Origin of the sequence: Novosphingobium sp. (assembly GCF_027531025.1) — a bacterium.
In the GTDB taxonomy this organism is placed as follows: Bacteria; Pseudomonadota; Alphaproteobacteria; order Sphingomonadales; family Sphingomonadaceae; genus Novosphingobium.
On sequence record NZ_JAPZQX010000003.1, the window covers coordinates 608,893 to 633,317 of the forward strand.

The 24,425-nt window shown below is 64.0% G+C and carries 23 protein-coding genes; 10 read left to right on the plus strand and 13 right to left on the minus strand.

Features of this window, described 5'->3' with window-relative positions:
• Window positions 1-51: 51 nt before the first annotated feature.
• Together O9281_RS06005 and gyrA are read right to left on the minus strand one after the other, a co-directional pair.
• Entirely contained in the window at window positions 52-894 is an 843-nt protein-coding gene (locus O9281_RS06005; protein WP_298183733.1) for a TauD/TfdA family dioxygenase, read from the minus strand.
• A complete protein-coding gene (gyrA, locus tag O9281_RS06010) occupies window positions 894-3,635 on the minus strand; it encodes a DNA gyrase subunit A (protein WP_298183734.1) in 2,742 nt (913 codons plus the stop codon). Before gyrA ends, O9281_RS06005 begins: the two co-directional genes overlap by 1 nt.
• 274 nt (window positions 3,636-3,909) lie before the next feature.
• Between gyrA and O9281_RS06015 the strand changes: the two genes are divergently transcribed.
• Entirely contained in the window at window positions 3,910-5,364 is a 1,455-nt protein-coding gene (locus tag O9281_RS06015) for a hypothetical protein (protein ID WP_298183736.1), read from the plus strand.
• Window positions 5,365-5,431: 67 nt separating this feature from the next.
• Here O9281_RS06015 and O9281_RS06020 read toward each other — a convergent pair whose 3' ends face one another.
• Genes O9281_RS06020 through O9281_RS06030 form a run of 3 tightly spaced genes read right to left on the minus strand, consistent with a single transcriptional unit; the run spans window position 5,432 to window position 7,354 of the window.
• A complete protein-coding gene (locus O9281_RS06020; RefSeq protein ID WP_298183738.1) occupies window positions 5,432-6,073 on the minus strand; it encodes a carbonic anhydrase in 642 nt (213 codons plus the stop codon).
• Complete coding sequence (locus O9281_RS06025) at window positions 6,073-6,381, minus strand: DUF190 domain-containing protein (protein WP_298183740.1); 309 nt, start codon at window positions 6,379-6,381, stop codon at window positions 6,073-6,075. Before O9281_RS06025 ends, O9281_RS06020 begins: the two co-directional genes overlap by 1 nt.
• 7 nt (window positions 6,382-6,388) lie before the next feature.
• Window positions 6,389-7,354: a sodium-dependent bicarbonate transport family permease gene (locus tag O9281_RS06030; protein WP_298183741.1), complete on the minus strand. Its 966-nt coding sequence runs from the start codon at window positions 7,352-7,354 to the stop codon at window positions 6,389-6,391.
• Window positions 7,355-7,409: 55 nt separating this feature from the next.
• Here O9281_RS06030 and lipA point away from each other — a divergent pair, with 55 nt between their 5' ends.
• Window positions 7,410-8,357: a lipoyl synthase gene (gene lipA / locus O9281_RS06035; RefSeq protein ID WP_363321453.1), complete on the plus strand. Its 948-nt coding sequence runs from the start codon at window positions 7,410-7,412 to the stop codon at window positions 8,355-8,357.
• Window positions 8,357-8,818 carry a type II toxin-antitoxin system RatA family toxin gene (locus O9281_RS06040; protein WP_298183743.1) on the plus strand — a complete coding sequence of 154 codons (462 nt, stop codon included), beginning with the start codon at window positions 8,357-8,359 and terminating at the stop codon, window positions 8,816-8,818. The genes lipA and O9281_RS06040 overlap by 1 nt, the downstream gene beginning before the upstream one ends.
• Here O9281_RS06040 and O9281_RS06045 read toward each other — a convergent pair.
• The 3 genes from O9281_RS06045 to O9281_RS06055 are packed head-to-tail and all read right to left on the minus strand — an operon-like array spanning window position 8,779 to window position 10,989.
• Window positions 8,779-9,279 (minus strand): CinA family protein, encoded by a 501-nt coding sequence (locus O9281_RS06045; RefSeq protein ID WP_298183744.1) that lies wholly within the window; start codon window positions 9,277-9,279, stop codon window positions 8,779-8,781. The two genes, O9281_RS06040 and O9281_RS06045, sit on opposite strands and share 40 nt — an antisense overlap.
• A 12-nt stretch (window positions 9,280-9,291) precedes the next feature.
• Entirely contained in the window at window positions 9,292-9,825 is a 534-nt protein-coding gene (locus O9281_RS06050; protein ID WP_298183745.1) for a hypothetical protein, read from the minus strand.
• A gap of 12 nt (window positions 9,826-9,837) precedes the next feature.
• Window positions 9,838-10,989, minus strand: a complete 1,152-nt coding sequence (locus O9281_RS06055; RefSeq protein WP_298183746.1) for a bifunctional 2-C-methyl-D-erythritol 4-phosphate cytidylyltransferase/2-C-methyl-D-erythritol 2,4-cyclodiphosphate synthase — start codon at window positions 10,987-10,989, stop codon at window positions 9,838-9,840.
• 82 nt (window positions 10,990-11,071) lie between these two features.
• Between O9281_RS06055 and dusB the strand changes: the two genes are divergently transcribed.
• The 7 genes from dusB to hflX all read left to right on the plus strand — a co-directional run bounded on the left by dusB (window position 11,072) and on the right by hflX (window position 20,310).
• Window positions 11,072-12,088, plus strand: a complete 1,017-nt coding sequence (gene dusB / locus O9281_RS06060; RefSeq protein ID WP_298183748.1) for a tRNA dihydrouridine synthase DusB — start codon at window positions 11,072-11,074, stop codon at window positions 12,086-12,088.
• A 5-nt stretch (window positions 12,089-12,093) separates the two neighbouring features.
• Entirely contained in the window at window positions 12,094-13,173 is a 1,080-nt protein-coding gene (locus O9281_RS06065; protein WP_298183750.1) for an ATP-binding protein, read from the plus strand.
• A complete protein-coding gene (locus O9281_RS06070; RefSeq protein WP_298183752.1) occupies window positions 13,170-14,573 on the plus strand; it encodes a sigma-54 dependent transcriptional regulator in 1,404 nt (467 codons plus the stop codon). Before O9281_RS06065 ends, O9281_RS06070 begins: the two co-directional genes overlap by 4 nt.
• A 57-nt stretch (window positions 14,574-14,630) precedes the next feature.
• Window positions 14,631-16,856, plus strand: a complete 2,226-nt coding sequence (locus tag O9281_RS06075) for an ATP-binding protein (protein WP_298183754.1) — start codon at window positions 14,631-14,633, stop codon at window positions 16,854-16,856.
• Between the two features lie 20 nt (window positions 16,857-16,876).
• Window positions 16,877-18,280: a sigma-54 dependent transcriptional regulator gene (locus O9281_RS06080; RefSeq protein ID WP_298183756.1), complete on the plus strand. Its 1,404-nt coding sequence runs from the start codon at window positions 16,877-16,879 to the stop codon at window positions 18,278-18,280.
• Window positions 18,281-18,406: 126 nt separating this feature from the next.
• Window positions 18,407-18,985, plus strand: a complete 579-nt coding sequence (gene hfq / locus O9281_RS06085) for an RNA chaperone Hfq (protein ID WP_298183758.1) — start codon at window positions 18,407-18,409, stop codon at window positions 18,983-18,985.
• A 47-nt stretch (window positions 18,986-19,032) separates the two neighbouring features.
• On the plus strand, window positions 19,033-20,310 hold the full coding sequence (gene hflX, locus O9281_RS06090) for a GTPase HflX (protein WP_298183760.1): 1,278 nt from the start codon (window positions 19,033-19,035) through the stop codon (window positions 20,308-20,310).
• Here the strand turns inward: hflX and mazG are convergent.
• Genes mazG through metG form a run of 5 tightly spaced genes read right to left on the minus strand, consistent with a single transcriptional unit; the run spans window position 20,287 to window position 24,410 of the window.
• Complete coding sequence (gene mazG / locus O9281_RS06095) at window positions 20,287-21,081, minus strand: nucleoside triphosphate pyrophosphohydrolase (protein WP_298183762.1); 795 nt, start codon at window positions 21,079-21,081, stop codon at window positions 20,287-20,289. The genes hflX and mazG overlap by 24 nt on opposite strands.
• Before the next feature lie 53 nt (window positions 21,082-21,134).
• Window positions 21,135-21,302 carry a hypothetical protein gene (locus O9281_RS06100; protein ID WP_298183764.1) on the minus strand — a complete coding sequence of 56 codons (168 nt, stop codon included), beginning with the start codon at window positions 21,300-21,302 and terminating at the stop codon, window positions 21,135-21,137.
• Window positions 21,303-21,304: 2 nt separating this feature from the next.
• The gene (locus tag O9281_RS06105) at window positions 21,305-22,072 is read right to left on the minus strand and encodes an MBL fold metallo-hydrolase (RefSeq protein WP_298183765.1); all 768 of its coding nucleotides are present in this window, start codon (window positions 22,070-22,072) and stop codon (window positions 21,305-21,307) included.
• Entirely contained in the window at window positions 22,069-22,845 is a 777-nt protein-coding gene (locus O9281_RS06110; RefSeq protein WP_298183767.1) for a TatD family hydrolase, read from the minus strand. The genes O9281_RS06105 and O9281_RS06110 overlap by 4 nt, the downstream gene beginning before the upstream one ends.
• Entirely contained in the window at window positions 22,845-24,410 is a 1,566-nt protein-coding gene (gene metG / locus O9281_RS06115; RefSeq protein ID WP_298183768.1) for a methionine--tRNA ligase, read from the minus strand. The genes O9281_RS06110 and metG overlap by 1 nt, the downstream gene beginning before the upstream one ends.
• Window positions 24,411-24,425 lie beyond the last annotated feature (15 nt).

Genomic DNA, 24,425 nt, shown 5'->3' on the forward strand with positions numbered 1-24,425 from the left:
TCAGTGAAGCCCTTTGGCACGATCTGTTTGGCTTCGTCCAGTGGCCGGAGGCTAACCGTTCCAGGCGGCAATCGTGGTGCGATGCAATTCGCGGCGATAGCCTTCGTATCCGCCCGTCGCCTTGTGCAGGACTGAGCGGTTGTCCCACATTACCAGCATGCCCGGTTCCCAGCGGTGGCGATAGACGAACCGGTCGTCGCCCTGCCAGATCTGGAGCTCCATCAGCATCGCAATGGCCTCGTCCTGAGCCATGTCCTCAATGCCGATGATATACCCGAGCGTCGAATAGAACCCGCGCCGCCCGGTTTCGGGATGGGCCGGGACTAGCGGATGGGTCTGGGTCGCGAGGGCCGCCTCGCTGGGCCGGATATCCATGCTGCGGCCCTTGTCCCTGGCCCCATAGGTGCCATCGGGCGCATAGGGCATCCGGGCCGAATGGATCGCGATCAGATCGGCATATCGCGCCTGCTGATCCGGCGAAAGTGCCTCCCAGGCGGCGTGCTGGTTGGCGAACAGGGTATCGCCTCCGACGGGCGGAATCTCTACCGCATTGAGGCAGGTGCCTGAGGGCGGACGAGCCTGGAACGACCAGTCAGCGTGCCAGTTCTCTGCAAACAGCGGGGTCTGCTCGTCCGCCTCGCGCCGGATGGCAGCGATGTGCTGGCGTCCGGCAATCGGCGCGAAGAAGGGATCATCGCCAAATTCGCCAAAGCAGAGCGTGAACCGCTCAAGCTCGTCATCATTGAGATGCTGGTCTGGAAAGGCCAGCACGTGATGCTCCAGCCAGGCGGCGCGAATTGCCGCGACCGTTTGGCTGTCGAGCGGTGCCTTCAGGTCAACCCCGGTAACGCGTGCGCCGCACGCTTGTCCGGAAGGTTCGACCCGCAGCGCCATCAGTGCACCGTATCCCCGTTGACCGGCGCCTCATCGCCGCCGTCCTCACCCTCATCGGCCAGACGCACCGCGCTGACGACGTGTTCTTCGTCAGCCACGTTGAACAAGCGTACCCCAGCGCTGCCGCGCCCGATCACGCGCAGGCTTTCCAGCGGCAGGCGGATCAGCTTGGCCTGGTCGGTCACCAGCATCAGCTGGTCGGCCTGGGCCGCCGGGAAGCTGGCCACCACCGGGCCATTGCGGGCAATGTTGTCGATGTTGGTGATGCCCTGGCCACCGCGCCCGGTCCGGCGATATTCGTAGGCCGAACTGAGCTTGCCATAACCATTGGCGCAGACAGTCAGAATGAACTGCTCGCGCTCGGCCATTTCGGCCATGCGGGCTTCCGGAATCGCCGGCGTCCCTTCCTTCTCGCCCTTCCACGGGGCGAAGCGGACATATTCCTCGCGCTCTTCGCTAGTCGTGCCGACGCGGTGCAGGATCGAAAGGCTGATCACCTCGTCATCGCCCTTGAGCGTCATGCCGCGCACGCCGGTGGAAGTGCGGCTCTGGAACTCGCGGACTTCATCGCCGGCAAAGCGGATTGCCTTGCCCTGGCGCGTGGCCAGCAGCACGTCATCGCTCGCTTCAAGCAGGGCGACGCCGATCAGGCGATCATTGCTGTCATCCTCGAACCGCATGGCGAACTTGCCGTTGCTGGGGATATTGGCGAAGGCATCCATGCTGTTGCGGCGGACATTACCCTTGGCCGTAGCGAAGACCACCGAGAGCTTGCCCCATTCTTCCTCGTTCTCGGGCAGGGGCAGCACGGTCTGGATGGTCTCGTCCTTGTCCAGCGCGGGCAGCAGGTTGACGATCGGGCGACCACGCGTGGCCGGGCCGCCTTCGGGCAGCTTCCAGACCTTGAGGCGATAGACCTTGCCCGCGGTCGAGAAGAACAGCACCGGATTGTGGGTGCTGGTAACGAACATGCTCGTCACCACGTCCTCGTCCTTGGTCGCCATGCCGGCGCGGCCCTTGCCGCCGCGGTTCTGGGCACGGAAGGTCGAGAGTGGGGTGCGCTTGATGTAGCCGTCCATGGTCACGGTCACGACCATGTCATCGCGCTCGATCAGGTCCTCGTCCTCGATCCCGTCCGCGGCGGCGGTGATTTCGGAAACGCGCGGCGTGGCATAGGCTTCGCGAATCTGAACCAGTTCATCGCGCATCACGCCATAGAGCTTCGCCCGGTCAGCCAGGATCGAGAGGTATTCCGCGATGGCGAGCGCCAGTTCCTTGAGCTCGTCGCCAATTTCGTCGCGGCCCAGCGCGGTCAGGCGATGCAGGCGCAGATCGAGGATTGCCTTCACCTGGACTTCGGACAGGCGATAGGTTCCGCCGGTTTCCTCGGCGCTGGGCTCGATCGCCTCGACCAGCTTGATATAGGGCGCGATCTCGCCAATCGGCCACTCACGGGTCACCAGCGTTTCGCGCGCGGCGGCCGGGTTGGGCGAACCACGAATGATCCGCACCACTTCGTCGAGGTTGGTCACCGCCACTACCAGCCCAAGCAGGATATGGGCCCGGTCGCGCGCCTTGTTCAATTCGAACTTGGTGCGGCGCGTGATCACTTCCTCGCGGAAAGTGATGAAGCTGCTGATGATGTCGCGCAGCATCAGCACTTCCGGACGGCCACCTCGGATTGCCAGCATGTTGGCCGGGAACGAGCTTTGCGCCGGAGTGTTACGCCACAACTGGTTGAGCACCACTTCGGGCGTGGCATCGCGCTTCAGGTCAATCACCACGCGCACACCGAGGCGGCTCGATTCGTCGCGAATGTCGGAAATGCCCTCGATCCGCTTGTCCTTGGCCGCTTCGGCAATCTTTTCCACCAAGCCCGACTTGCCGACCTGATAGGGAATGCTGGTCAGCACGATCGAGCGCCGGTCCCCTCGGCCTTCCTCGATCTCGTGACGACAACGCATGATGATCGAGCCGCGACCTTCGGTATAGGCCTTGCGCGCGCCGGACTGGCCCAGGATCAGCGGCGCCGTGGGGAAATCGGGCCCCGGAATGATCTCGAACAGTTCTTCCGAGGTGATCGCCGGATTGTCCATGTAGGCCAGGCAACCGTCGATCACTTCCCCCAGGTTGTGCGGCGGAATGTTGGTGGCCATGCCCACCGCGATCCCACCCGCGCCATTGACCAGCAGGTTGGGGAAGCGGGCTGGAAGCACGGTCGGCTCCTGCCGCGAACCATCGTAGTTCTCGGTAAAGTCGACCGTGTCCTTGTCGAGATCGTCGAGCAGCGAATGGGCCACCTTGGCCAGCCGCGCCTCGGTATAGCGCATCGAGGCCGGCGGATCGGGGTCCATCGAGCCGAAATTGCCCTGGCCATCGATCAGCGGCAGCCGCATCGACCAGTCCTGGGTCATGCGCGCGAGGGCATCATAGATCGCACTGTCACCGTGCGGGTGATAGTTACCCATCACGTCACCAACGATCTTGGCGCTCTTGCGATAGGGACGACCGGCAACAAACCCGCCTTCCTGGCTGGCGAACAGGATACGGCGGTGGACCGGCTTCAGGCCATCGCGCACATCGGGCAGCGCGCGGCTGACGATCACGCTCATCGCGTAATCGAGGTAGCTGGTCTTCATCTCGTCGACGATGTCGACGCGCTGGAAACCGCCCTGCGGCCCGGTGGGGCCGCCAGTCGGTTCTGGACCTTCGGAATCGGGAATGTCTTGGTTATCGCTCACGCGGATTATCAGCCGGTTGTTGGCAGGAAAGTCGGTCAGTCACGACTAGGCCATGATGGCGCGAAAGGCCACCTCGGCATCCCGCCTGGAGCCGCTTTTCCACACCCAATCGGCCCTCTCTGAACGAACAGGACGAAACGCATTCAACGCAGGTTCAGTGGTACGGGTCCATTGCGCAGCCAGTGTTGCCAAACTGGCGATTTAGGGCCAGTAGCAAGCGCGAAGGAAGTTCCGTCCAGCCCAATGGCCGGGCGATCGAGGAGTGAAGGAAACCATGCGTCGCACACCCATTCTGGCCCGTCCGCTCTATGCGGTTGCCATTTCGCTGGCTTCGCTTGCCGCTGCTGGCCTGCTGGCCACCCCGGCGCAGGCCCAGCGCGAAGACAGGAAGAAGGATGACAAGAAGGGCGCTGCCGTAGCCAAGCCGCCGCAGCCGACCAAGGCCTTCATTCCGGCCTACACCGATCTCAAGGCCGCGCTGGATGCCGCTGCCAAGCGCGAGGACGTGATTGCAGCCAAGGCCAAGATCGCCGAAACCGAGAAAGCCTATCGCTCGGCCCGCGGTCGTGCCGCCCAAGATGCGGCGCGCGGTCAGTATGACGCCTCTGTGGCTGCTCTTGGTACCCTGCTGACCCCGGAAAAGGGCAAGGTCGAAAACGCCTTTGCCAAGGTCGGGAACGATGCCGACAAGTTCTATGCTGGCCAGCTCGCCTTCACCTATGGCGGCCTTGCGGTTGACAAGGCAACCCAGCGCCGTGGCCTGATGGCCATGATCGAGAGCGGCAATGTGCCGCCCGCCGAAGTGGGCAAGTACCACTACTATGCCGCCGGCTTTGCCTTCGACATGAAGGACTATGCCGCCGCTGAAGCCTCGCTGAAGTCAGCCATTGCGGCGGGCAACAGTGGTGACGATGTGAAGGGCCTGCTGGCCGAGGCCCAGAATTCGGCTGGTCGCCCGGCTGAAGGCCTGGCGACGTTCCGCCAGATGGTGGAAGGTGCCGTGGCCGCCGGCAAGGTGCCCGATGCCGACTGGCTCGAGCGCGGTGTCGTCATCTCCTACAACAACAAGATGGGGCCGGAATCGGTCGAATGGGGCCTGCGCCGGATCGAACATCACCCGTCTCAGGCCGGATGGGTCGCAGCGGGCCAGATCATGCGTGAAAAGGGCGATTACGGCGCGATGGACTCGCTCGACATCTCCCGCGCGCTTGACCGGGCCGGTGCCCTAACCATCAGCACCCCTTCGGTGCAGCGTGAATACATCGAGTATCTGCAGTCGGCCGTAGGCAAGGTCGGCGTGCTTTATCCGGGTGAAGTGGTCAAGATCGCCAACCAGGGCGTCAAGGTCACCGCGTTGCAGGCCTCCGATCCCTTCGTCCGCGATGCCCTGGCTGAAGCCAGCCGTCGCGTTGCAGCCGACCGCGCTTCGCTGCCGGGGCTTGAACGGGATGCCAAGGCCCCCACGGCTGCCTTGCGGACCGTTCTGATCGCTGCCGATACCTTCCTTAGCTATGACCAGGCGGACAAGGCTGCCGAACTCTACAATATCGCTTTGGCCAAGCCCGGCGCTGACGCTGCGGCGATCCATCTGCGGCTTGGCATTGCTCTGGTGAAGCAAGGCAAGATGCCGGAAGCCGAAGCTGCTCTGGCCAAGGTAGAAGGCCCGCGCAAGCCAATTGCCCAGCTCTGGACGCTGGTTGCCAAGGGCAAGGTCGTCCCGACCAGCTAAGGCAGCAATGGCTTAGTCATGTTCGAAAGGGCGGCGGGCAACTGTCGCCCTTTTTTTTCAGCTCTGCTCAATCGACGACGGCAAACTCGCCGGTGTGTTCATCCAGGACGTGCAGCAAGCCATCACTGATTGCGAAAAAGGCACCGCGTAGCTTCAGGCTGCCCTCCCGTTCCTTTTCCAGCACATGCGGAAAGGTCCGCAGGTTGGCGAGGCTGACCTTTACGCCGGCCATTTCCATCGCCCGCTCAGCTGCTGGCCCTTCGGTGCCATGGCGCAGTGCAACGGTGTGGCGCGCGCCATCGAGCAAGCCGATCCAGTCGGCCACGAAACCGCCTTCGCCGGGCGGCTTTCCCTGCAGTTCACGCGTCAGTGCCGCCTTGCACCCGCCGCACATCCCGTGACCCATCACCACGATCTGCCGCACTTCCAGTTTCTGGACGGCGAACTCGACGGCCGCCGAAACGCCATGCAGGCCGGGGGTAATCTCGAACGGCGGGACCAGTGCTGCAACATTGCGCACCACGAAGATCTCGCCCGGATCGACATCGAAGACCAGCGATGGATCAACCCGGCTGTCAGAACAGGCAATCACCATCAGCTTGGGTGACTGTCCTTCATGCGCCAGCAGATCATAGCGCTCTTTTCGGCTCGGGTAGACTCCGGTGCGGAAGCGACGATAGCCCTCGAGCAGTTGCGCAAATTCAGGCATCAGAAGCGCTCGCCACGGATCACCTCCACGTCCCACATCGTCAGCAGCAGGCCATGGCTGTTGAGCATCGGGGCCAGGACTTCGACCAGCACTTCCGCCTTCTCGATCGAGGAAATCGTCAGGACGAGCGACTTGTCGGTGCCCATCACCCGCTCTTCGCGCCAGCGCCCGTCACGGCCACTGCCCGAAGTGACCGGCAGGACGGTCCAGCCGGTGATCTGGGCCTTGTCGATCGCGTCGGTCACGCGGCGCACAAGGGCGCTATCGACCAGGATTTCGATGCGCTTGCGGATCACGGTTTCGATCATGGCAGGGTCAACCGGCTAGCAGGCGGGACAGCGCGGCAAACAGGCTGATCCCGACCAGGATGTTGAAAGGGAAGGTGATTGACAGCGACATCGTCAGGTAGATACCCGGATCGGCCTGGGGCATGGCCAGCCGCATCGCGGCCGGAACGGCGATGTAGCTGGCGCTGGCGCAGAGTACGCCCAGCGCGGCGGCCGTCGCGACGTCCAGTCCGATCGCATGGCCTACCAGCACACCGAGCGTGCCGTTGAACAGCGGGAAAGCGATGGCCAGCACCACCAGACGCAGGTTGAGGGCGCGAGCGTCGATCAGGCGCCGCGCCGCGATCAGGCCCATGTCGAGCAGGAACAGGCAGAGCACGCCCTTGAACCCGCTCTCAAACAAGGGTTGCACTTCGGCATAGCCTTTGGGCCCCGCAACCAGACCGATCGCGAAGCTGCCCAGCAGCAGCACGACAGAGGCGTTGAGGAACACCTCGCGAAGCAATTCGCCCCGTGAATGGCCATCGCCGCCCTGGCCGCGCCGCGCAAGCATCAGGCCAGAGAGGATCGCCGGGGTTTCCATCACCGCCAGCACCGCCACCATGAAGCCGGCCACCACCAGCCCGCCCGCGCCGAGAATCTCGTTGGCGGTGACATAGGTGACCACACTGACCGAGCCGTAATGCGCGGCGACAGCCCCGGCATTGGTCTGATCGAGCCGACCAAAGCTGCGCAACAGGGCATAGGCCACGAGAGGAATGGCAAAGCTGAGCGCCACGCCAGCCGCCAATGCAGCCGCGACTTCCGCATTTACCCCGGACTTCGCCACGGCGACGCCGCCCTTCAGGCCAATCGCGGCCATCAGGTAAAGCGACATGCCCTTGGCCATGGCTTCCGGGATCGCCAGATCTGACCTCAGCGCGGAAGCCAGCAGCCCCAGCAGGAAGAAGAGGATCACCGGCGAGGCGAAGGGGGCAAACAGGCTTGCGTCCATAGCCATGGCGCTAGCGCCATTGGCAAGCGGTGACAAGCGCACTAGATGGGCGGCCATGAACGACCTCGCCAGCGCTCCGCACCCCGATCACGCCAAGCCGGAACGGCAACGCAAGCCGGACTGGATCCGCGTCAAGGCCCCCACCAGCAAGGGCTATGGCGAAACGCGCAAGCTGATGCGCGACCTGAACCTCAACACTGTGTGCGAGGAAGCGGCCTGCCCGAACATCGGCGAATGCTGGACCAAGAAGCACGCCACGGTGATGATCCTGGGCGATGTCTGCACCCGGGCCTGCGCGTTCTGCAACGTCAAGACCGGCATGCCGCGCGCGGTCGATCCGCTCGAGCCGGAGCACGTTGCGACGGCCGCGGCCAAGATGGGGCTGGAGCATATCGTGATCACCTCGGTTGATCGCGACGATCTGCCCGATGGCGGAGCGGGGCAGTTCGTCAAGGTGATCGAGGCGCTGCGCCGGACCACTCCGCAGACCACAATCGAGATTTTGACCCCCGATTTCCGTGGCAAGATGCACCAGGCGGTGGAAGTCATCGTGGCTGCCGGGCCCGATGTCTACAATCACAACCTGGAAACGGTTCCCCGTCTCTATCCGACCATCCGCCCCGGCGCGCGCTATTACGCTTCGTTGCGGCTGCTGGAAGAAGTGAAGCGCCACAATCCCATGATCTTCACCAAGTCCGGTATCATGCTGGGGCTGGGCGAGGAACGGCTGGAAGTCCACCAGGTGATGGACGACATGCGCACGGCAGGGATCGATTTCCTGACCATGGGCCAGTATCTGCAACCGACGCCCAAGCACGCCAAGGTAATCGATTTCGTGACCCCGCAGGCCTTCGATGCCTATGGCGCGATCGCCCGGGCCAAGGGCTTCCTGCAGGTGGCCTCCAGCCCGCTGACCCGGTCCAGCTATCATGCGGGTGACGATTTCAAGGCCATGCGAGCGGCCCGCGAAGCTCAACTGGCCAAGGCGGCTGCACGCGGCTGATGCCGGGCATCCGCGAAATCCGCCGGCTGCCCTGGAGCGCCGAGCAGATGTACGACCTGGTGGCCGATGTCGGCCGCTATGGAGAATTCCTGCCCTGGGTGGTGGCCACCCGCGTCCGTTCCGACAGCGAGGACGAGATGGTGGTCGACATGCTGGTCGGCTTCAATGCGCTGCGCGAAAAGTTCACTTCGCGCGTGCTCAAGCAGCGTCCGGGCCGGATTGAGGTGGTCTACCTCGACGGGCCGATGCGCGATCTCGACAATGTGTGGGAGTTCCGCAGCATCGCCGAAGGCGGTTGCGAGATCGACTTCGCGGTCAGCTTCACGTTCCGCAACGCCATGTTCGAAAAGCTGGCCGGGCAATACTTCGACCGGGCGTTCCGCAAGATGGTCGGCGCCTTCGAGGCCCGCGCCGAAGTGCTTTACGGCAGCAGCAGTTCCAGCGCGACCAGCGTCGCCTGATGGCGCACCGTGGCGCGGCTTGAGCCGTCCAGCAGACGCTCCTCGGCTAGGGCCTCTTCCTCCCCTTGACCACGGATGGCGCGGGCAAAGACCACCGTGCCCACCGGCTTCTGCGGCGATCCACCGCCAGGCCCGGCGATGCCGCTGATTGCCACGGCCACGTCCGTGCCGCTGCGCTTGAGCGCACCCTGGGCCATGGCCCAGGCACAGGCGATGGAGACCGCACCGAAGGTATCGATGATGTCGGGATTGACGCCCAGCATTTCCTGCTTGGCCTCGTTCGAGTAGGTCACGAAACCCCGGTCGAGGACAGCGGATGAACCCGGAATCTCGGTGATCGCGGCAGCGACGAGCCCGCCCGTGCAGCTTTCAGCAAGCGCTACCGTGCGCCCGGCCGCCATGTTTTCCGCCACGACCCGGGCGGCGAGGGCGACGATGTCATCGGGCAACAGGCTATCCACGAATCTTGCTCCTCAGGCCTTGCAGAGTGCCAGCTTGCCCACGCGCGCCTGGCCGCTGCGGGCACCAAGTCCGGCGGCAAGGCCGATCACTTCGGCGGTGCTCGACGGGGGCAGGGGGGACAGCAGCATGACCAGGCGGTCAACCGCGCTGCACCGGTCGGTCGGCATCTGCTGGGCTACCATGGTGCTGACCGCGCTTTCGACGAAGGGCTTCAGGCTTTCATCCGGCATGGCCTTGAACAGGCTCGCTGCCTGGGGATCAAGCCCGCCGCCTACTTTCAGGAAGGCCGCCTTGGCCTCGGGCCAGGCGCGATCGCGACCGGCGGTATAGCGCTGGGCCAGGTTTTCGGACTGGCTCCGCAGAAAGGCATCCTGCGGCAAGACCGGCTGGCAGCGCTGCGCCACGCCCCGGATCAGGCCGGGCAGAGCAAAGGTCGATACGGCCGTGAATTCCTGCGCAGTGAGGCAGGGCGGTGTTTGCTGAGCAGCTGCCATGCCGGGGCTTAAGGCCGCGAGCATCGTCAAGGTCAGGGTAAACTTGCGCATCATCGGGATCCTTCAGTCACGCAGCAGCGTGGCGACGGCCTGGACGGCAATGCCTTCGCCGCGCCCGGTGAAGCCAAGCCGCTCGGTGGTGGTGGCCTTGACGCTCACAGCCTCAAGCCCCGTACCCATGATCTCTGCCAGGCGAGCCCGGATCGTGGCGCGATGCGGGCCGATCTTCGGCGCTTCACAGATGATCGTCAGATCGACATTGCCGATGCGGTACCCAGCGCCGTTCGCCAGGTGGATGGCATGGGCGAGGAACCGGTCGGATGACGCGCCCTTCCACTGCGGATCGCTGGGCGGGTAATGGCTGCCGATATCGCCATCGCCAATCGCCCCCAGGATTGCATCGACCAGGGCATGGATCGCGACGTCAGCATCGCTGTGGCCGGAAAGACCATGGGTGTGCTCGATCTTCACGCCGCCAAGCCATAGCTCCTCGCCGACAGCAAGCCGGTGGACGTCATAACCGGTACCGATCCGGACCGGCGGAAGGTCAGCGGCGAAATCGCTCGCATAGGTCAGCTTGTGCAAAAGCTCGTCTCCTTCGACCAGCGCCACGGCCAATCCGGCAGCGCGGGCGACCTGGGCATCGTCTCCGGCATCCGCGGCACCTTGCCAGCCGCGATGGGCCGCAAGGATATCCGCAAAGCGAAAGGCCTGCGGGGTCTGCACCCGGCGCAAGGCTTCGCGCCGGGCGGGACTACCCATCAGGTTACCGTCGGCCTCAGTCAGGCTGTCCACCACTGGCAGCACCGGGATGGCTCCCGGCTGAACCGCCAGCGCCGCGACCAGGCGATCGATCACCTCGCGCGGCAGCACCGGGCGCGCGGCATCGTGGATCAGGACAATGCCGGGCGCTTCGCCAGCAAACGCCTCCAGCCCGCGTCGCACCGATTCCTGGCGGGTCGCGCCGCCGGTCACGAGCCGGATGGTCGGAATGCCCGCAAGGCATTCAGCCGCGATCGCCTCCGCACCGTCCGGGATCATCACCACGATTGGCGCAATACCGGCCGCCGCAAGCGCCTCGGCTGAATGGCGCACCACCGGCTTGCCGCGCCAGCGGGCGAACTGCTTGGGCAATGCTTGCCCAGCGCGCAAGCCTTGGCCGGCCGCAACAATCACGGCGGCAACGGAGGGTAGGGGAGGCGCTGAACTGGTCATGGTTGCAGCGCCGGTAAAGACTTGCCGTGTTTCCGGCAATTCCCTATGTGCTGCCCAAATTTTAGGCAGTACTGTAAAACCAATGACCTCGCTTCCCCCGCCTCCGCCGGTCACCCCGGTCGATGTTGGTCCGATCCGCATCGAATGCCCGGTGATCCTAGCCCCGATGACCGGGGTTACCGACCTGCCGTTCCGCAAGCTCGTGCGCCGATATGGCTCTGGCCTCAACGTCACGGAAATGATCGCCAGCCCCGCCGCGATCCGCGAAACGCGGGTCTCGGTGCAGAAGGCGATGTGGGACCAGATCGAGGAGCCGGTTTCGATGCAGCTGGTCGGCTGCGATCCGGCACAGATGGGCGAGGCGGCCAAACTGGTCGAGGATCGCGGGGCCGCCGTGATCGACATCAACATGGGCTGCCCGGTGCGCAAGGTGGTCAATGGCTATGCCGGGTCGGCCCTGATGCGCGAGGTGCCGCTGGCCACCAAACTGATCGAGGCGACGGTCAAGGCTGTGAAAGTGCCGGTAACGGTCAAGATGCGGATGGGCTGGTGCCACGATAGCCTCAATGCTCCCGAACTGGCCCGGATTGCCGAGGATATCGGCGCGAAAATGGTCACCGTCCACGGCCGTACCCGCAACCAGATGTACAAGGGCGAGGCGGACTGGGCCTTTGTCCGCCAGGTCAAGGAAGCCGTTTCGATCCCGGTGATCGTCAATGGCGACATCTGCGGGATCGAGGATGCGGCAAAAGCGCTGAAACTGTCTGGCGCGGATGGCGTCATGATCGGGCGCGGGGCCTATGGCAAACCCTGGCTGCTAGGCCAGGTGATGCATTGGTGGCAACACGGTATCGCCGTGCCCGACCCTTCGATCGATGAACAATTGTCCGTAATTATAGAGCATTACGAGGATATGCTCAGCCATTACGGCAAGGACACCGGGGTCAAGATGGCCCGCAAGCACCTCGGTTGGTACACCAAGGGCCTGCATGGTTCGGCCGAGTTCCGCAATCGCATCAACTTCGTGGACGATGCCGACAAGGTCATGCGCAGCCTGCGCGAGTTCTATGCCCCGTTCCTGTCGCGGCTGGCGGCCTGACGTCAGTGGCTGATCCGGCGCGCCAGCTTGCCAGCCTGCCACTGGCTTTGCTGCTGCTGGCCCCCGGGCAGCGCATTGCCAGCGCCAATCCGGCAGCCGAGCAACTGCTCGGCCAGAGCAGCCGTCGCCTGATCGACCGCCCCGTCAGCGACGTCATCCGCTTTGAAGAGCCGCGCCTTGGCGAACGGATGACCGCTAGCGACGCCCAGATTTCGGCGCGCGCTACTCCGGTAATGGTGACGGGGCAGGGGCTGCGCCGTCTTGACGTCACGGTCGCGCCGCTGGTCGATCAGCCTGGCTGGCAGGTCATGACGCTGCATGACGCGATGAGCGCCGAGGCCCTGCGCGGTGACGATAACGATGACAGTGTCCCACGCGCACCCGAGATCCTGGCGCACGAGATCAAGAACCCCCTGGCCGGGATCAAGGGCGCGGCCCAGCTGCTGGCTCGCAAGCTGTCGGGCAGCGAACGCGCGCTTACCGGGCTGATTGCCGAAGAGGTCGACCGGATCGCCAGCCTGATCGACCAGATGCAATCGCTGTCGAGCCGGACCCCACCAAAGCTTGAGTCCTGCAATCTGCACGAAGCGATCCGGCGCGCACGCGCGGTTATCGAAGCGGGCGGCAAGGCACCACCGATCGCGGAGGAGTTCGATCCGTCGCTCCCCCCGGTCCTCGCCAATGCCGATGCGCTGGTCCAGGTGCTCATCAACCTGCTGTCCAACGCCGCCGAAGCCAGCGCGGAGGTTGCTGCCCCCCGGATTACCGTGCGGACGCGTTTTGCCAGCGGGCTGCAACTGCACCGGACAGTCGCCGGGCAACCCGTGCGCCTGCCGATCGAGCTGCGGGTGAGCGATAATGGCCCCGGCGTGGAACGAACAGTTCGCGACCACCTGTTCGAGCCCTTCGTGACCACCAAGAAGAGCGGGCAGGGACTGGGACTCGCCCTCGTCCGCCGGATGGTCCGCGACATGAACGGGCGGATCACGCACGATCGTGAGGAAGCAGCAGGCCTGACCCATTTCCGGGTTCACCTGGCCATGGCAGACCAGGCCACGCCACGCACCGGAGGAGCCGCATCATGAGCGTCTTGCTGGTCGAGGACGATCCCTCGATCGCCATCGTGATCACCGCTGCGCTTGAAGCCGAAGGCTTCGATGTCGTCCATTGCGTCTCGATTGCCGAACGTGACCGGCAGCTTGCCGAGCGCCGGTTCTCGGCGCTGGTCACCGATGTGATCCTGACCGACGGCGATGGCATTGCGACGATTGACCGGGTCCGCGCAGCCGATCCCGAACTGCCAATCATCATCCTCTCGGCGCAGAACACGCTCGATACGGCCGTACGGGCCACCGATACCGGCGCATTTGAATATTTCCCCAAGCCGTTCGACATCGACGAACTCGCGCGCACGGTGCGGCAGGCCGTCGGCAATGCCGGCTCACGACTGGGGGAGGAGGGCGAGGCTGCTCCGGCCGGCTTGCCACTGGTCGGGCGCTCCGCTCCGATGCAGGCGGTCTACCGCATGATCACGCGCGTGCTGCGCAACGATCTGACCGTGCTGGTGCTGGGCGAAAGTGGCACGGGCAAGGAATTGGTCGCCGAAGCGATCCACCAGCTTGGCCATCGCAAGGCGGGTCCATTTGTGGCGGTAAACACCGCCGCGATCCCGGCCGAACTGATCGAAAGCGAACTGTTCGGTCACGAAAAGGGCGCGTTTACCGGCGCCGTTGCCCGCCACATCGGCAAGTTCGAACAGGCCAATGGTGGCACGCTGTTCCTCGACGAAATCGGTGACATGCCGATGCAGGCCCAGACTCGTCTGCTCCGCGCACTGCAATCCGGATCGATCCGCCGGGTTGGCGGACGCGAGGAAATCAAGGTCGATGTTCGGATCATCGCGGCGACGAACCGCGACCTCGAACCGATGATCGCTGCCGGCAATTTCCGCGAAGACCTCTATTACCGGCTCAACGTGGTTCCAATCGTACTCCCGCCGCTGCGCGAGCGGGCCGATGACATTCCCGCGCTGGCCCGCCATTTCCTCTCGCTGGCGGCTCAGGAGGGCTTGCCGCGGCGGCGGTTGTCCGATGCGGCGGCCGCACTGCTGGCCCGCCAACCCTGGCGCGGTAACGTGCGGGAACTGCGCAACTTCATCTATCGCCTGGCCTTGCTGGCGCGTGAGGACACCATCGATGGCGATGCGCTCGCCGCTCTGCTCGAAGCAAACCTGCGCCGCGATGAGGCGGCCGGGGAAGGGGGGCTGGACCTCGCCGTGCTTGCCTGGCTGGCAAGCGAACGCCCGGCACCAGGCACGGTCTACGACACGGCGCTCGCTGCATTCGAACGACCACTGTTTGAAGCCGTCTTGCGCGATACCGGCGGAAACCAGCTGCGCGCCGCCCAGGTCCTGGGGATCAATCGCAATACGCTTCGCAAGCGACTGAGCGAGCTTGGAATAAGCCCGGTTGAGCTGGCGCGCTGACCATTCGTCGGTCAGCCCCTTGCTTTTCTGCAACAGGGGTGTTGTAACCGCGCAACGATGAAGCCTGCCGCCTCTCCTCTGCGCAGCAATGGCTGGCCCCGCTGGTGGCGGCGGATCCAGTTGGCAGCGCGGCGGGCCAACTTCTTCGCAATCATGGAAATCAGCTCGGTTCTGGCCTTCCTGGTGATGACCGCGATCAGCTGGTACGTGATCTCGGCGCGAACCCGGGCCGATGCGCTGCTGCCGACCGATCTGACCGCAACCCTGCTCGTCGGCACCCTGATCCCGGCACTGGGCATCCTGGTCCTGCTGGGGCGACGGCTGGCCTTGCAACGGGCGCGCGAAGTGGCGGGGGGCACCGGACAACTGCATGTCCGGCTGGTGTTCCTGTTCTCGCTCATTTCAGCCGTGCCGACCCTGCTGGTCGCGATCTTCGCCTCGTTCCTGTTCCAGTCCGCGGTCGAATTCTGGTTCTCCGACAAGTCGCGCGGGCTGCTCGAAAACTCCAACAAGCTGGCGCTCGGCTTTTACGAGCAGACCGAAAACGACATGAAGTACTCGTCGCTGGCCATGGCGGCGGACCTCAGGGACTTTCTGATCCAGCGCGATCCAAACAGCGACGAGTTTCTCGAATACTACGAGTTTCAGGTTACCAACCGAGACATCAACGACTCGATCATCCTCAAGAAAGTGGCTGACGGCTCCCTGCAGCCGGCAGCCTATTTCCCGGGCGCAAACCCGCTCTCGAAGCAGGCGTCTGCCACGATTGCGCGCCAGCTGGATCAGGGTGCGGACATCGTGGTCGATACCAAGCCCGACAAGATCGAGGCGCTTACCCCAGTCGATCGGCGCCTTGGACTTTACCTCTACACCGCACGCATGAACGACCTGCTGAGCCTCGCCCAAGGGCAGCGCGCGCAAAGCATTGTTCGCGACTATGCGGAACTGACCGAGCGCACCCGCAACCTGCAGCTGCAGTCGAACGTCGCCCTGTTTGTCGCCTCACTGGCCCTTGTCGGACTGTCGGTCTGGTTCGCCTTGCGCTTTGCCGATCGTCAGGTGAAGCCGCTCTATGACCTGGTCGACGCTGCGCGGGCGGTGGGGGCGGGCAATTTCTCGATGCGGGTGGAGGGACGGACCGGCGCGGACGAAATCGGACTGCTCAACCGTGCCTTCAACCGCATGACCCAGCAACTGGAGCAGCAGACGCAGGCACTGGTCGGAGCCAACCAGCAGCTCGACGAACGCCGCGCCTTCATCGAAGCCGTGCTCGAATCGGTTACGGCCGGGGTCGTATCGACAGGCAGGAACGGAGAAATCCGCCTGATGAACGGGGCCGCGCAGAAGCTGCTGCTTGAACCGGCCAGCACGGTGCCAATCGGTGAACCGCTGAGCCAACTGGTTCCGCAGTTCGCGACCCTGCTGGAAAGCGGGCGCGATCAGGGCATTGTGCAATATGCCCGCGGCAACGACCTGCTGACGCTGGCCGTGAAGGTCAGTGCCAGCCCAACCGGTCAGGTGGTCACATTCGAGGACATCACCCGCCAGCTCCTCGACCAGCGACAGGCGGCCTGGTCCGACGTGGCCCGGCGGATCGCGCATGAAATCAAGAATCCGCTGACGCCGATCCAGCTCGCGACCGAGCGGCTGAAGCGCCGTTATCGCAAGCAGGTGACCGCCGATACCGAGTTGTTCGACGAGCTGACCAGCACGATCATCCGCCAGGTTGGTGACCTGCGGAAGATGGTGGACGAATTCTCATCGTTCGCGCGCCTGCCCAAGCCAGTATTCCGTAGCGAGGATCCGGTCGATCTCGCTCGTCAGGCGCTGTTCCTGCAGGAAGTTGCCCGCCCAGAGATCAACTTCAACTTCGCCGCCGATCCCGGGATCGAATTGATCGCCTGCGATCGGCATCAGTTCGGTCAGGCCATGACAAATGTTCTCAAGAATGCCACTGAAGCAATTGAGGCAAGACAGAAAATATCCGAAGCCGATTATCGCGGACGCATTGACGTCGTCCTGCGCCTGCGCGGAGATGATCTGATCGTGACCATTGCCGATAACGGGATCGGCCTGCCGCAGGATCGCGAGCGAATTATCGAACCCTACGTGACCACCCGCGACAAGGGGACCGGCCTGGGCCTGGCGATCGTCAACAAGATCGTCGAGGAACACGGCGGCGAGATGAGTTTTGCGCCCGGAGAAGTCGAGGGCACGATTGTGACAATGCGCTTCGCGCGTGACCCGTTAGCCGGCGCCCGTGCGCCGGATGCGGTAGCATAGGTACAGGACGGATTTATCAGATGGCACTCGATATCCTGATCGTCGACGATGAACGCGATATCCGCGAACTCGTGGCCGGCGTGCTCAGCGATGAAGGCTATGATTGTCGAATGGCCGGGGACAGCACTACGGCCCTGGACATGATCGACCAGCGGCGGCCGAGCCTGGTCCTGCTCGATGTCTGGCTCCATGGCAGCCCCATGGACGGGCTCGAAGTGCTCGACGCGATCAAGACCCGGGAACCGGAACTGCCGGTGATCATTTTCTCGGGTCACGGCAACATCGATACCGCCGTCTCCGCGATCGGGCGCGGGGCCATGGATTTCATCGAGAAGCCATTCGAGGCCGAGCGCCTGCTGTTGCTGGTAGCCCGCGCCACCGAGACCGAGCGCCTGCGCCGCGAGAATGCCCGGCTGCGCGAAGGCTTTGTCACCGCCGATGAGTTCACTGGCAATTCCAGCGCGATCAACCAGGTGCGCGCGACATTGAAGCGGGTCGCCAATACCGGCAGTCGGCTGCTGATCTCCGGACCTGCCGGGGCAGGCAAGGAAGTTGCTGCGCGACTGCTGCATTCGTGGAGCCCTCGCGCGGGTCACGCTTTCGTTACTGTGAACTCCGCCAGGATCACCCCGGAACGGTTCGAACAGGAACTGTTTGGCGAGGAATCGGGCGGCAAGCTGGTGCGGGCTGGCCTGCTCGAAATGGCCGATGGTGGGACGCTTTACCTCGATGAGGTGGCAGACATGCCGCTTTCCACCCAGGCCCGGATCCTGCGCGTTCTGACCGAGCAGAGCTTCGTCAGGGTTGGCGGGCATCGTCAGATCAGGGTCGACGTGCGGGTGGTTTCCTCGACCGCGCGGGACCTCGAGCGAGAGATCGCCGAAAGGCGTTTCCGCGAGGACCTGTTTTATCGGCTGAATGTCGTGCCGGTAACAATCCCGTCGCTGGCGGAGCGGCGCGAGGACATTCCCGCGCTGGTCGATCACTTCTTCGCCCGCTTCGCCGCCGACCAGGGCGTGGCGCCGCCCGAAGTGGCGATGGAGGCGCTGGCCGCGCTGCAAAGCTACGAATGGCCCGGCAACGTGCGCCAGTTGCGCAACCTGGTCGAACGGACAATCATCCTGACCCCGCGCGAACGGCTGGCAAGGATCGAGGCGGACATGCTTCCATCCGAACTGCTGAACGGCCGAATTTCTGGCGAATCCGGCCTGAGTGCGCTGATGGGTGTGCCGCTGCGCGAAGCGCGGGAGAACTTCGAACGCGAATACTTGCGGGTTCAGATCAGGCGCTTTTCAGGGAATATCTCGCGAACGGCAGCCTTTATCGGGATGGAACGCTCTGCCCTGCATCGCAAGCTCAAGCTGTTGGGCATGGTCGATCGCCGCGAAGATGAGGACGAAGAGGAAGGTGCCGGCCTCAACTGAGCAACCCCAAAAATTGTGCATTGCGGCAGGAGGCTGGTCAGGATAGCTTGCCGGTAATGAAAGCGGCTGCCTCGGCAGCCAGAATGCGGACCGCAATTGCGGCCGCCAAGAACGAAGGAGCCAGTAATGACCTCTCGCACGCTGAGCGCACGTCCGCGTCCTGCAAAGGCCGAAAGCCCGGTCGAAGAAGCCCCGATTGCTGCTGCCGCTGCCGCCGGGAAGGGGCAGAACCTCCAGGATCAGTTCCTCAACCTTCTGCGTAAGAACAAGGTCCCGGTCACCATGTTCCTGGTGAAGGGCGTCAAGCTGCAGGGCATTGTCACCTGGTTCGACAATTTCTCGATCCTGCTGCGCCGCGATGGGCAATCGCAACTCGTCTACAAGCATGCTGTGTCGACGATCATGCCCAGCCAGCCGGTCGACGCGCGCCAGTTCGGCAGCGCGGGCGAGGGCGGCAAGAAGGCGCGCCTGCTGCAGGACGTGTTCCTTTCCAGCCTGCGCAAGGAAGCTGTCCAGGTCACCATGTTCCTGGTCAACGGCGTGATGCTGCAGGGGCGCGTTGCGGCCTATGACCTGTTCTGCATGCTCCTTGAGCGCGAAGGCTATGTCCAATTGGCCTACAAGCACGCGGTTTCGACGATCCAGCCCGTCACCCCGGTCGATCTGACCGGCGAGTGGGATGGCGACGAGGATGAACCCGCCTGAGCTTCCTGGATGACAATCGCGAGGACGTGACCCGCGGCGCACGGGCTGTGGTCGTTCGTCCGTCGTTTAGAGTGCGCGGCGGGGGCGCAGATCCTGAAGCGCGGCTGGAAGAGGCCAAGGGCCTTGCCCTGGCAATCGGACTGGCCGTGGCCGATGCAATCATCGTCCCGATCCGCGAAGCGCGCGCCGGCACCCTGTTCGGCGAAGGCCAGATCCAGAACATCTTCGCCACCTGCGAGATGGAACAGGCCGAACTGGTCATCGTCGATGGTTCGCTCACGGCGATCCAACAGCGCAATCTTGAAGAAAAGCTGAAGCGTAAGGTGATCGACCGCACCGGCCTGATCCTCGAGATCTTTGGCGAACGCGCGGCGACCGCAGAAGGCCGTCTGCAAGTTGAACTGGCCCATCTCGATTACCAGGCTGGGCGACTTGTGCGATCATGGACCCACCTTGAACGCCAGCGCGGCGGCTTTGGCTTCCTTGGTGGCCCTGGCGAAACCCAGATCGAAGCCGACCGGCGCATGATCCGCGATCGCATGGCCCGCCTGCGCCGCGAACTGGAACAGGTACGGCGCACGCGCGGCCTGCACCGGAGCCGCCGCGAGAAGGCACCTTGGCCGGTCATTGCGCTGGTCGGTTATACCAATGCCGGCAAGTCGACCCTGTTCAACCACCTGACCGGGGCGGGCGTAATGGCCGAGGATTTGCTGTTCGCCACGCTTGATCCGACCATGCGCCGAATCCGGCTGCCAGGCGTTGAAAAGGCGATTCTCTCGGACACCGTGGGGTTCATCTCGGACCTGCCGACCCAGCTGGTTGCCGCCTTCCGAGCCACGCTCGAAGAAGTGACAGCCGCTGACGTCATCGTTCACGTTCGCGATATCGCCAATCCCGACAGCCTTGCCCAGAAGCGGCAAGTTCTCGAGGTGCTCGAGGAACTGGGCCTGATCGAGGGAGAGGGAGCCGTCCCGACGATCCCGATTGTCGAGGCCTGGAACAAGTGGGACCTGCTGCCGCCCGATCGTGCGGAGGAACTCCAGGCCCAGATTTCCGCGCATCCTGACGAGGTGATTGTTCCGCTCTCGGCCCTGACCGGGGGCGGCTGCGACGAGTTGCTGGCGGCGGTGGCCCGCCTGCTGACCGCAGGGGCGCGGCCACATGAGTTCACCGTGCCGGTCAGCGATGGCCAGCGGATTGCCTGGCTTTACGCCCATGGCGAGGTCATGGCTGACGAGGATGGGGGCGAGGACGAGCGCGGACCGCTGCGCCGGCTGACGGTGCGGTTGGAACCGCGCGAGCTAGGGCGCTTTGCCCGGCTCTGACGCCTTGACGTCACGCCACAGGGCTTCCTGGCTCTCCAGATCGAGCGCGGCAAAGTCCTGTCCGCGCTTTTGCGCGAGCACTTCCATGGCCCTGAAGCGGCACTCAAACTTGGCATTGGCGGCACGCAAGGCGTCTTCAGGGGGCACACCATAGGCCCTGACGAGGTTCACCGCAGCAAACAGGAGATCGCCGGCCTCTTCCAGCTGTTCCGCTTCCGTTTCGGTAGCGGCCAGCTCGGCCATTTCCTCGCGCACCTTGTCGGCCGGGCCCTCGCGATCGGGCCAGTCGAACCCGTGCCGCGCCGCGCGCTTCTGGAGCTTCTCGGCTCGGAGCAGCGCCGGCAGGGCGAGGGCAACACCGTCCATCGCACTGGTTGCGCCCTTGGCCCTCCGTTCCTCGGCCTTCAGACCCTCCCAACGCTCCTCGCGCGACTGCCCGTCGTCGGTTTCTGCCCCGAAGATGTGTGGATGGCGCGCTTCCATCTTCTGGCTGATTGCCGCCGCGACGTCAGCGAAGGAAAAATGACCGGCTTCCTCGGCGATCCGCGAATGGAACACGACCTGGAGCAGCAGGTCACCCAGTTCATCTTTAAGCGCGGCGAGGTCATTACGGTCGATCGCATCCGCCACCTCATAAGCTTCCTCGATCGTATAGGGCGCGATCGTCGCGAAGGTCTGCACCAGATCCCATTCGCAGCCGTGCTCGGGATCGCGCAGGCGGGCCATGATGGCGAGAAGGCGGTCGAGCGGGGACATGGCTGGTCCGGTCATATAAGAGTGATAATATATATTATGTAAAATTCAAAGTCGCCCAACGGCGCCAATCAGCCCGCTAGCAGCCTTACAACCCCTACCACCACCAGGATGATCACGGCCCAGGCCAAGGCCATCTTCATGGTGTTGCTGCTGCTGACCCCGTGGCTGCGATAACCGCGCAGCACCAGGAACAGGCTCGCCAGCGCCGCAATGATCGCAACGATTTGCGCCGTCATGCTCACAGTTCGATCTCCAGCCCGTCATAGCCGACCATCACATGGCTCGGCACTTCGCCACTCAGCGTGACATAATCCATGCTCTTGTCGAGATGAGTCAGCACGGCGCGATCGGCGCGGCAGGCCTGGACCAGTTCGAGCGACATGCCGAGGTGCGCATGGGTCGGATGCGGTTCGCGGCGCAGGCAATCGACCACCAGCAGGTCGATCCCATCGAACAGTTCAACCATCTGACGCGTAATCGCACTGAAGTCTGTGGCATAGCCAATTGATTTACCGTCACATTCAAACCGGAACGCCGTGCTTTGCGCGGGTCCGTGCGGCATCTGGCAATGACCGATGGCGAACCCGGCGCAGATCCGCAGCCGTTCCAGCGTGTCGAGCTCGACTATGGTGTGGTAACCGAATTGCCCGGCGAAAACGTAGTCAAACCGCCGCCGCAACCGCCGCGCGGTTTCATCCACGGCATAGCCAGGGATCGGGCCACCACGGCCATAGCGCAGCGGCCGCAGGTCATCGATGCCGTGAGCATGGTCGGCATGATCATGGGTCCAGAACACCGCATCGAGCCGGTCGATCCCGTTGGCCAGCAACTGTTGGCGCAGATCGGTCGAGGTATCGACCAGGATCCGCTGGCCCGCCTTGCCTTCCACCAGGATCGAAGCGCGGCTGCGCCGGTTGCGCGGCTCGTTGGGGTCACACAGGCCCCAGTCGTTGCCAATGCGCGGCACCCCAGTCGAGGTGCCGGAACCCAGCATCAGCAGCTTCACAGCGCCGCCTTGGCAAAGAGCCGCTGGAAATTGCGGGTGGTCGTTTCGGCCAGGGCCTCAGGCGAAACCCCGCGCAGTTCGGCCAGGAAGCGGGCAGTATCTGCCACGAAAGCCGGTTCGCAGACCTTGCCGCGATTAGGCACCGGCGCGAGGAATGGTGCATCGGTTTCCACCAGCAGACGGTCTTCGGGCACTTCGGCCGCAATGGCCTGCAAATCCTTCGCATTCTTGAAGGTTACGATACCAGACAGCGAGATCGTCAGGCCAAGATCGAGCACGATCCGGGCAAAGTCGGCCGAGGCGGTGAAACAGTGGATCAGCGCCGGATAGGCACCCCGCTCCATTTCCTCGGTCATGATCCGCGCCGTATCGTCCTCGGCATCGCGGGTGTGGACGATCAGCGGTAGCCCGGTTTCGCGGGCCACGGCGATATGCTGACGGAACAGCGCCTGCTGCGTTTCACGGTCGGAATGATCGTAATAGTAATCGAGCCCGGTTTCGCCGATGGCGATTACCCGCGGATTCGCGGCGATTTCCAGCAGGGCGGCTTCGCCCATATCGGCGTGGGCGTCGGCTTCGTGCGGGTGGATGCCGACGCTGGCCCAGACATCGGCCTCACGTTCGGCCGTGCCGATCACCTGGCCCCATTCGCGCTGGCGGGTCGAAATCGACAGGAAGCCCCCCACCCCAGCCGCGCGGGCGCGGGCCAGCACGGCCTGCTGATCCTCCACCAGTCCCTTGTATTCGAGGTGGCAGTGGGAATCGATCAGCATCAGCCCTCGGCCTCCTCCGCCGGCAGATCGAGCCGGGGGAACACGCCAACCGGCTGAGCGAGGACAAAGCCCGAAGCAGCCAGCGCAGCAAGCCAGCCACCATCCGCCAACGCGCCGAAATCGCGGGCGTCGGCGGCGATGCCCATCTGGTCGAGCAGGCGGTCAGCCGAAGCGGGGACGACCGGACGGATCGCGATGGCGAGCGAGCGCACCGCGCTGAACAGGGTCATCAGCACTACCCGCATCCGCTCGGGATCGGTCTTGCGCAGCGCCCAGGGGGCCTGTTCATCGACATACTGATTGCAGGCGAACACCGCCTTCATCCAGGCCTCGATCGCGCCGGACAGGTCGAGTGTCCCAAAGGCGGCCGGGAAATCCTTCGCACAGGCCGTCTGGACCAGGTCCAGCAGTGCGCGGTCCGCTTCAGCAGGATCGAAGGCCGTCAGCTGCCCATCGAGGTTCTTGAAGATCATCGACAGCGAACGCTGCGCCAGGTTGCCGAAGCTGTTGGCCAGTTCGGCATTGCAGCGGGTGACGATGGCTTCCGCCGAATAGGACCCATCTTGCCCGAAGCTGACTTCGCGCAGCAGGAAATAGCGCAGCTGGTCTACACCGAAGCATTCCGCCAGCTCGAGTGGATCGACCACGTTGCCCAGCGATTTCGACATCTTCTCGCCGCGGTGCAGCAGGAAGCCGTGGCCGAACACGGCCTTCGGCGCTGGCAGTCCTGCGCTCTTGAGGAAGGCCGGCCAATAGACCGTATGGAACCGGACAATGTCCTTGCCGATCAGGTGCAGGTTGGCCGGCCAGAACCGGTCGAACTCGCCTCCACGTTCGGGGAACCCGATACCGGTGAGATAGGTCGTCAGGGCATCGACCCAGACGTACATGACATGGCCCGGACTGCCCGGCACCGGCACACCCCAGTCGAAACTGGTCCGCGACACCGACAGGTCGCGCAGCTCGTTGCCCTTGAGGAAGGCCAGCACTTCGTTGCGGCGGCTCTCCGGTTCAAGGAAACCGGGCGTTTCGTTGAGTTCGATCAGGTAATCGCGATACTTCGACAGGCGGAAGAACCAGCTTTCCTCAACCGTCCATTCCACCGGCGTACCCTGCGGCGAAAGGCGTTGCCCCCCTTCCTCTTCGGTCAGCTCGCTTTCGTCATAAAACGCCTCGTCACGGACCGAGTACCAGCCCTCATAACGATCGAGATAGAGGTCCCCCGCCGCTTGCATCGCCTGCCAGATCGCCACGCTAGCGGCCTTGTGCTGGTCTTCGGTGGTGCGGCAAAACGCGTCATAGGAAATGTTAAGAGCGGCGCACATTTCACGGAAATAGTCCGACATTTCCGTCGCAAAATCGAGCGTTTCGCGACCCGCCTTGCGCGCCGTCTGGTCCATTTTCAGGCCATGCTCGTCTGTGCCGGTAACCAGGCGGACGTCACGGCCCATCGCGCGCTGGAAGCGGGCAATGGCATCGGCGGCAATCGCCTCGTAAGCGTGGCCGATGTGCGGCTTGCCATTGGGATAGGCAATGGCGGTGGTGATATAGAATGGTTCGGCCATGGCCGGGTGCTTGTC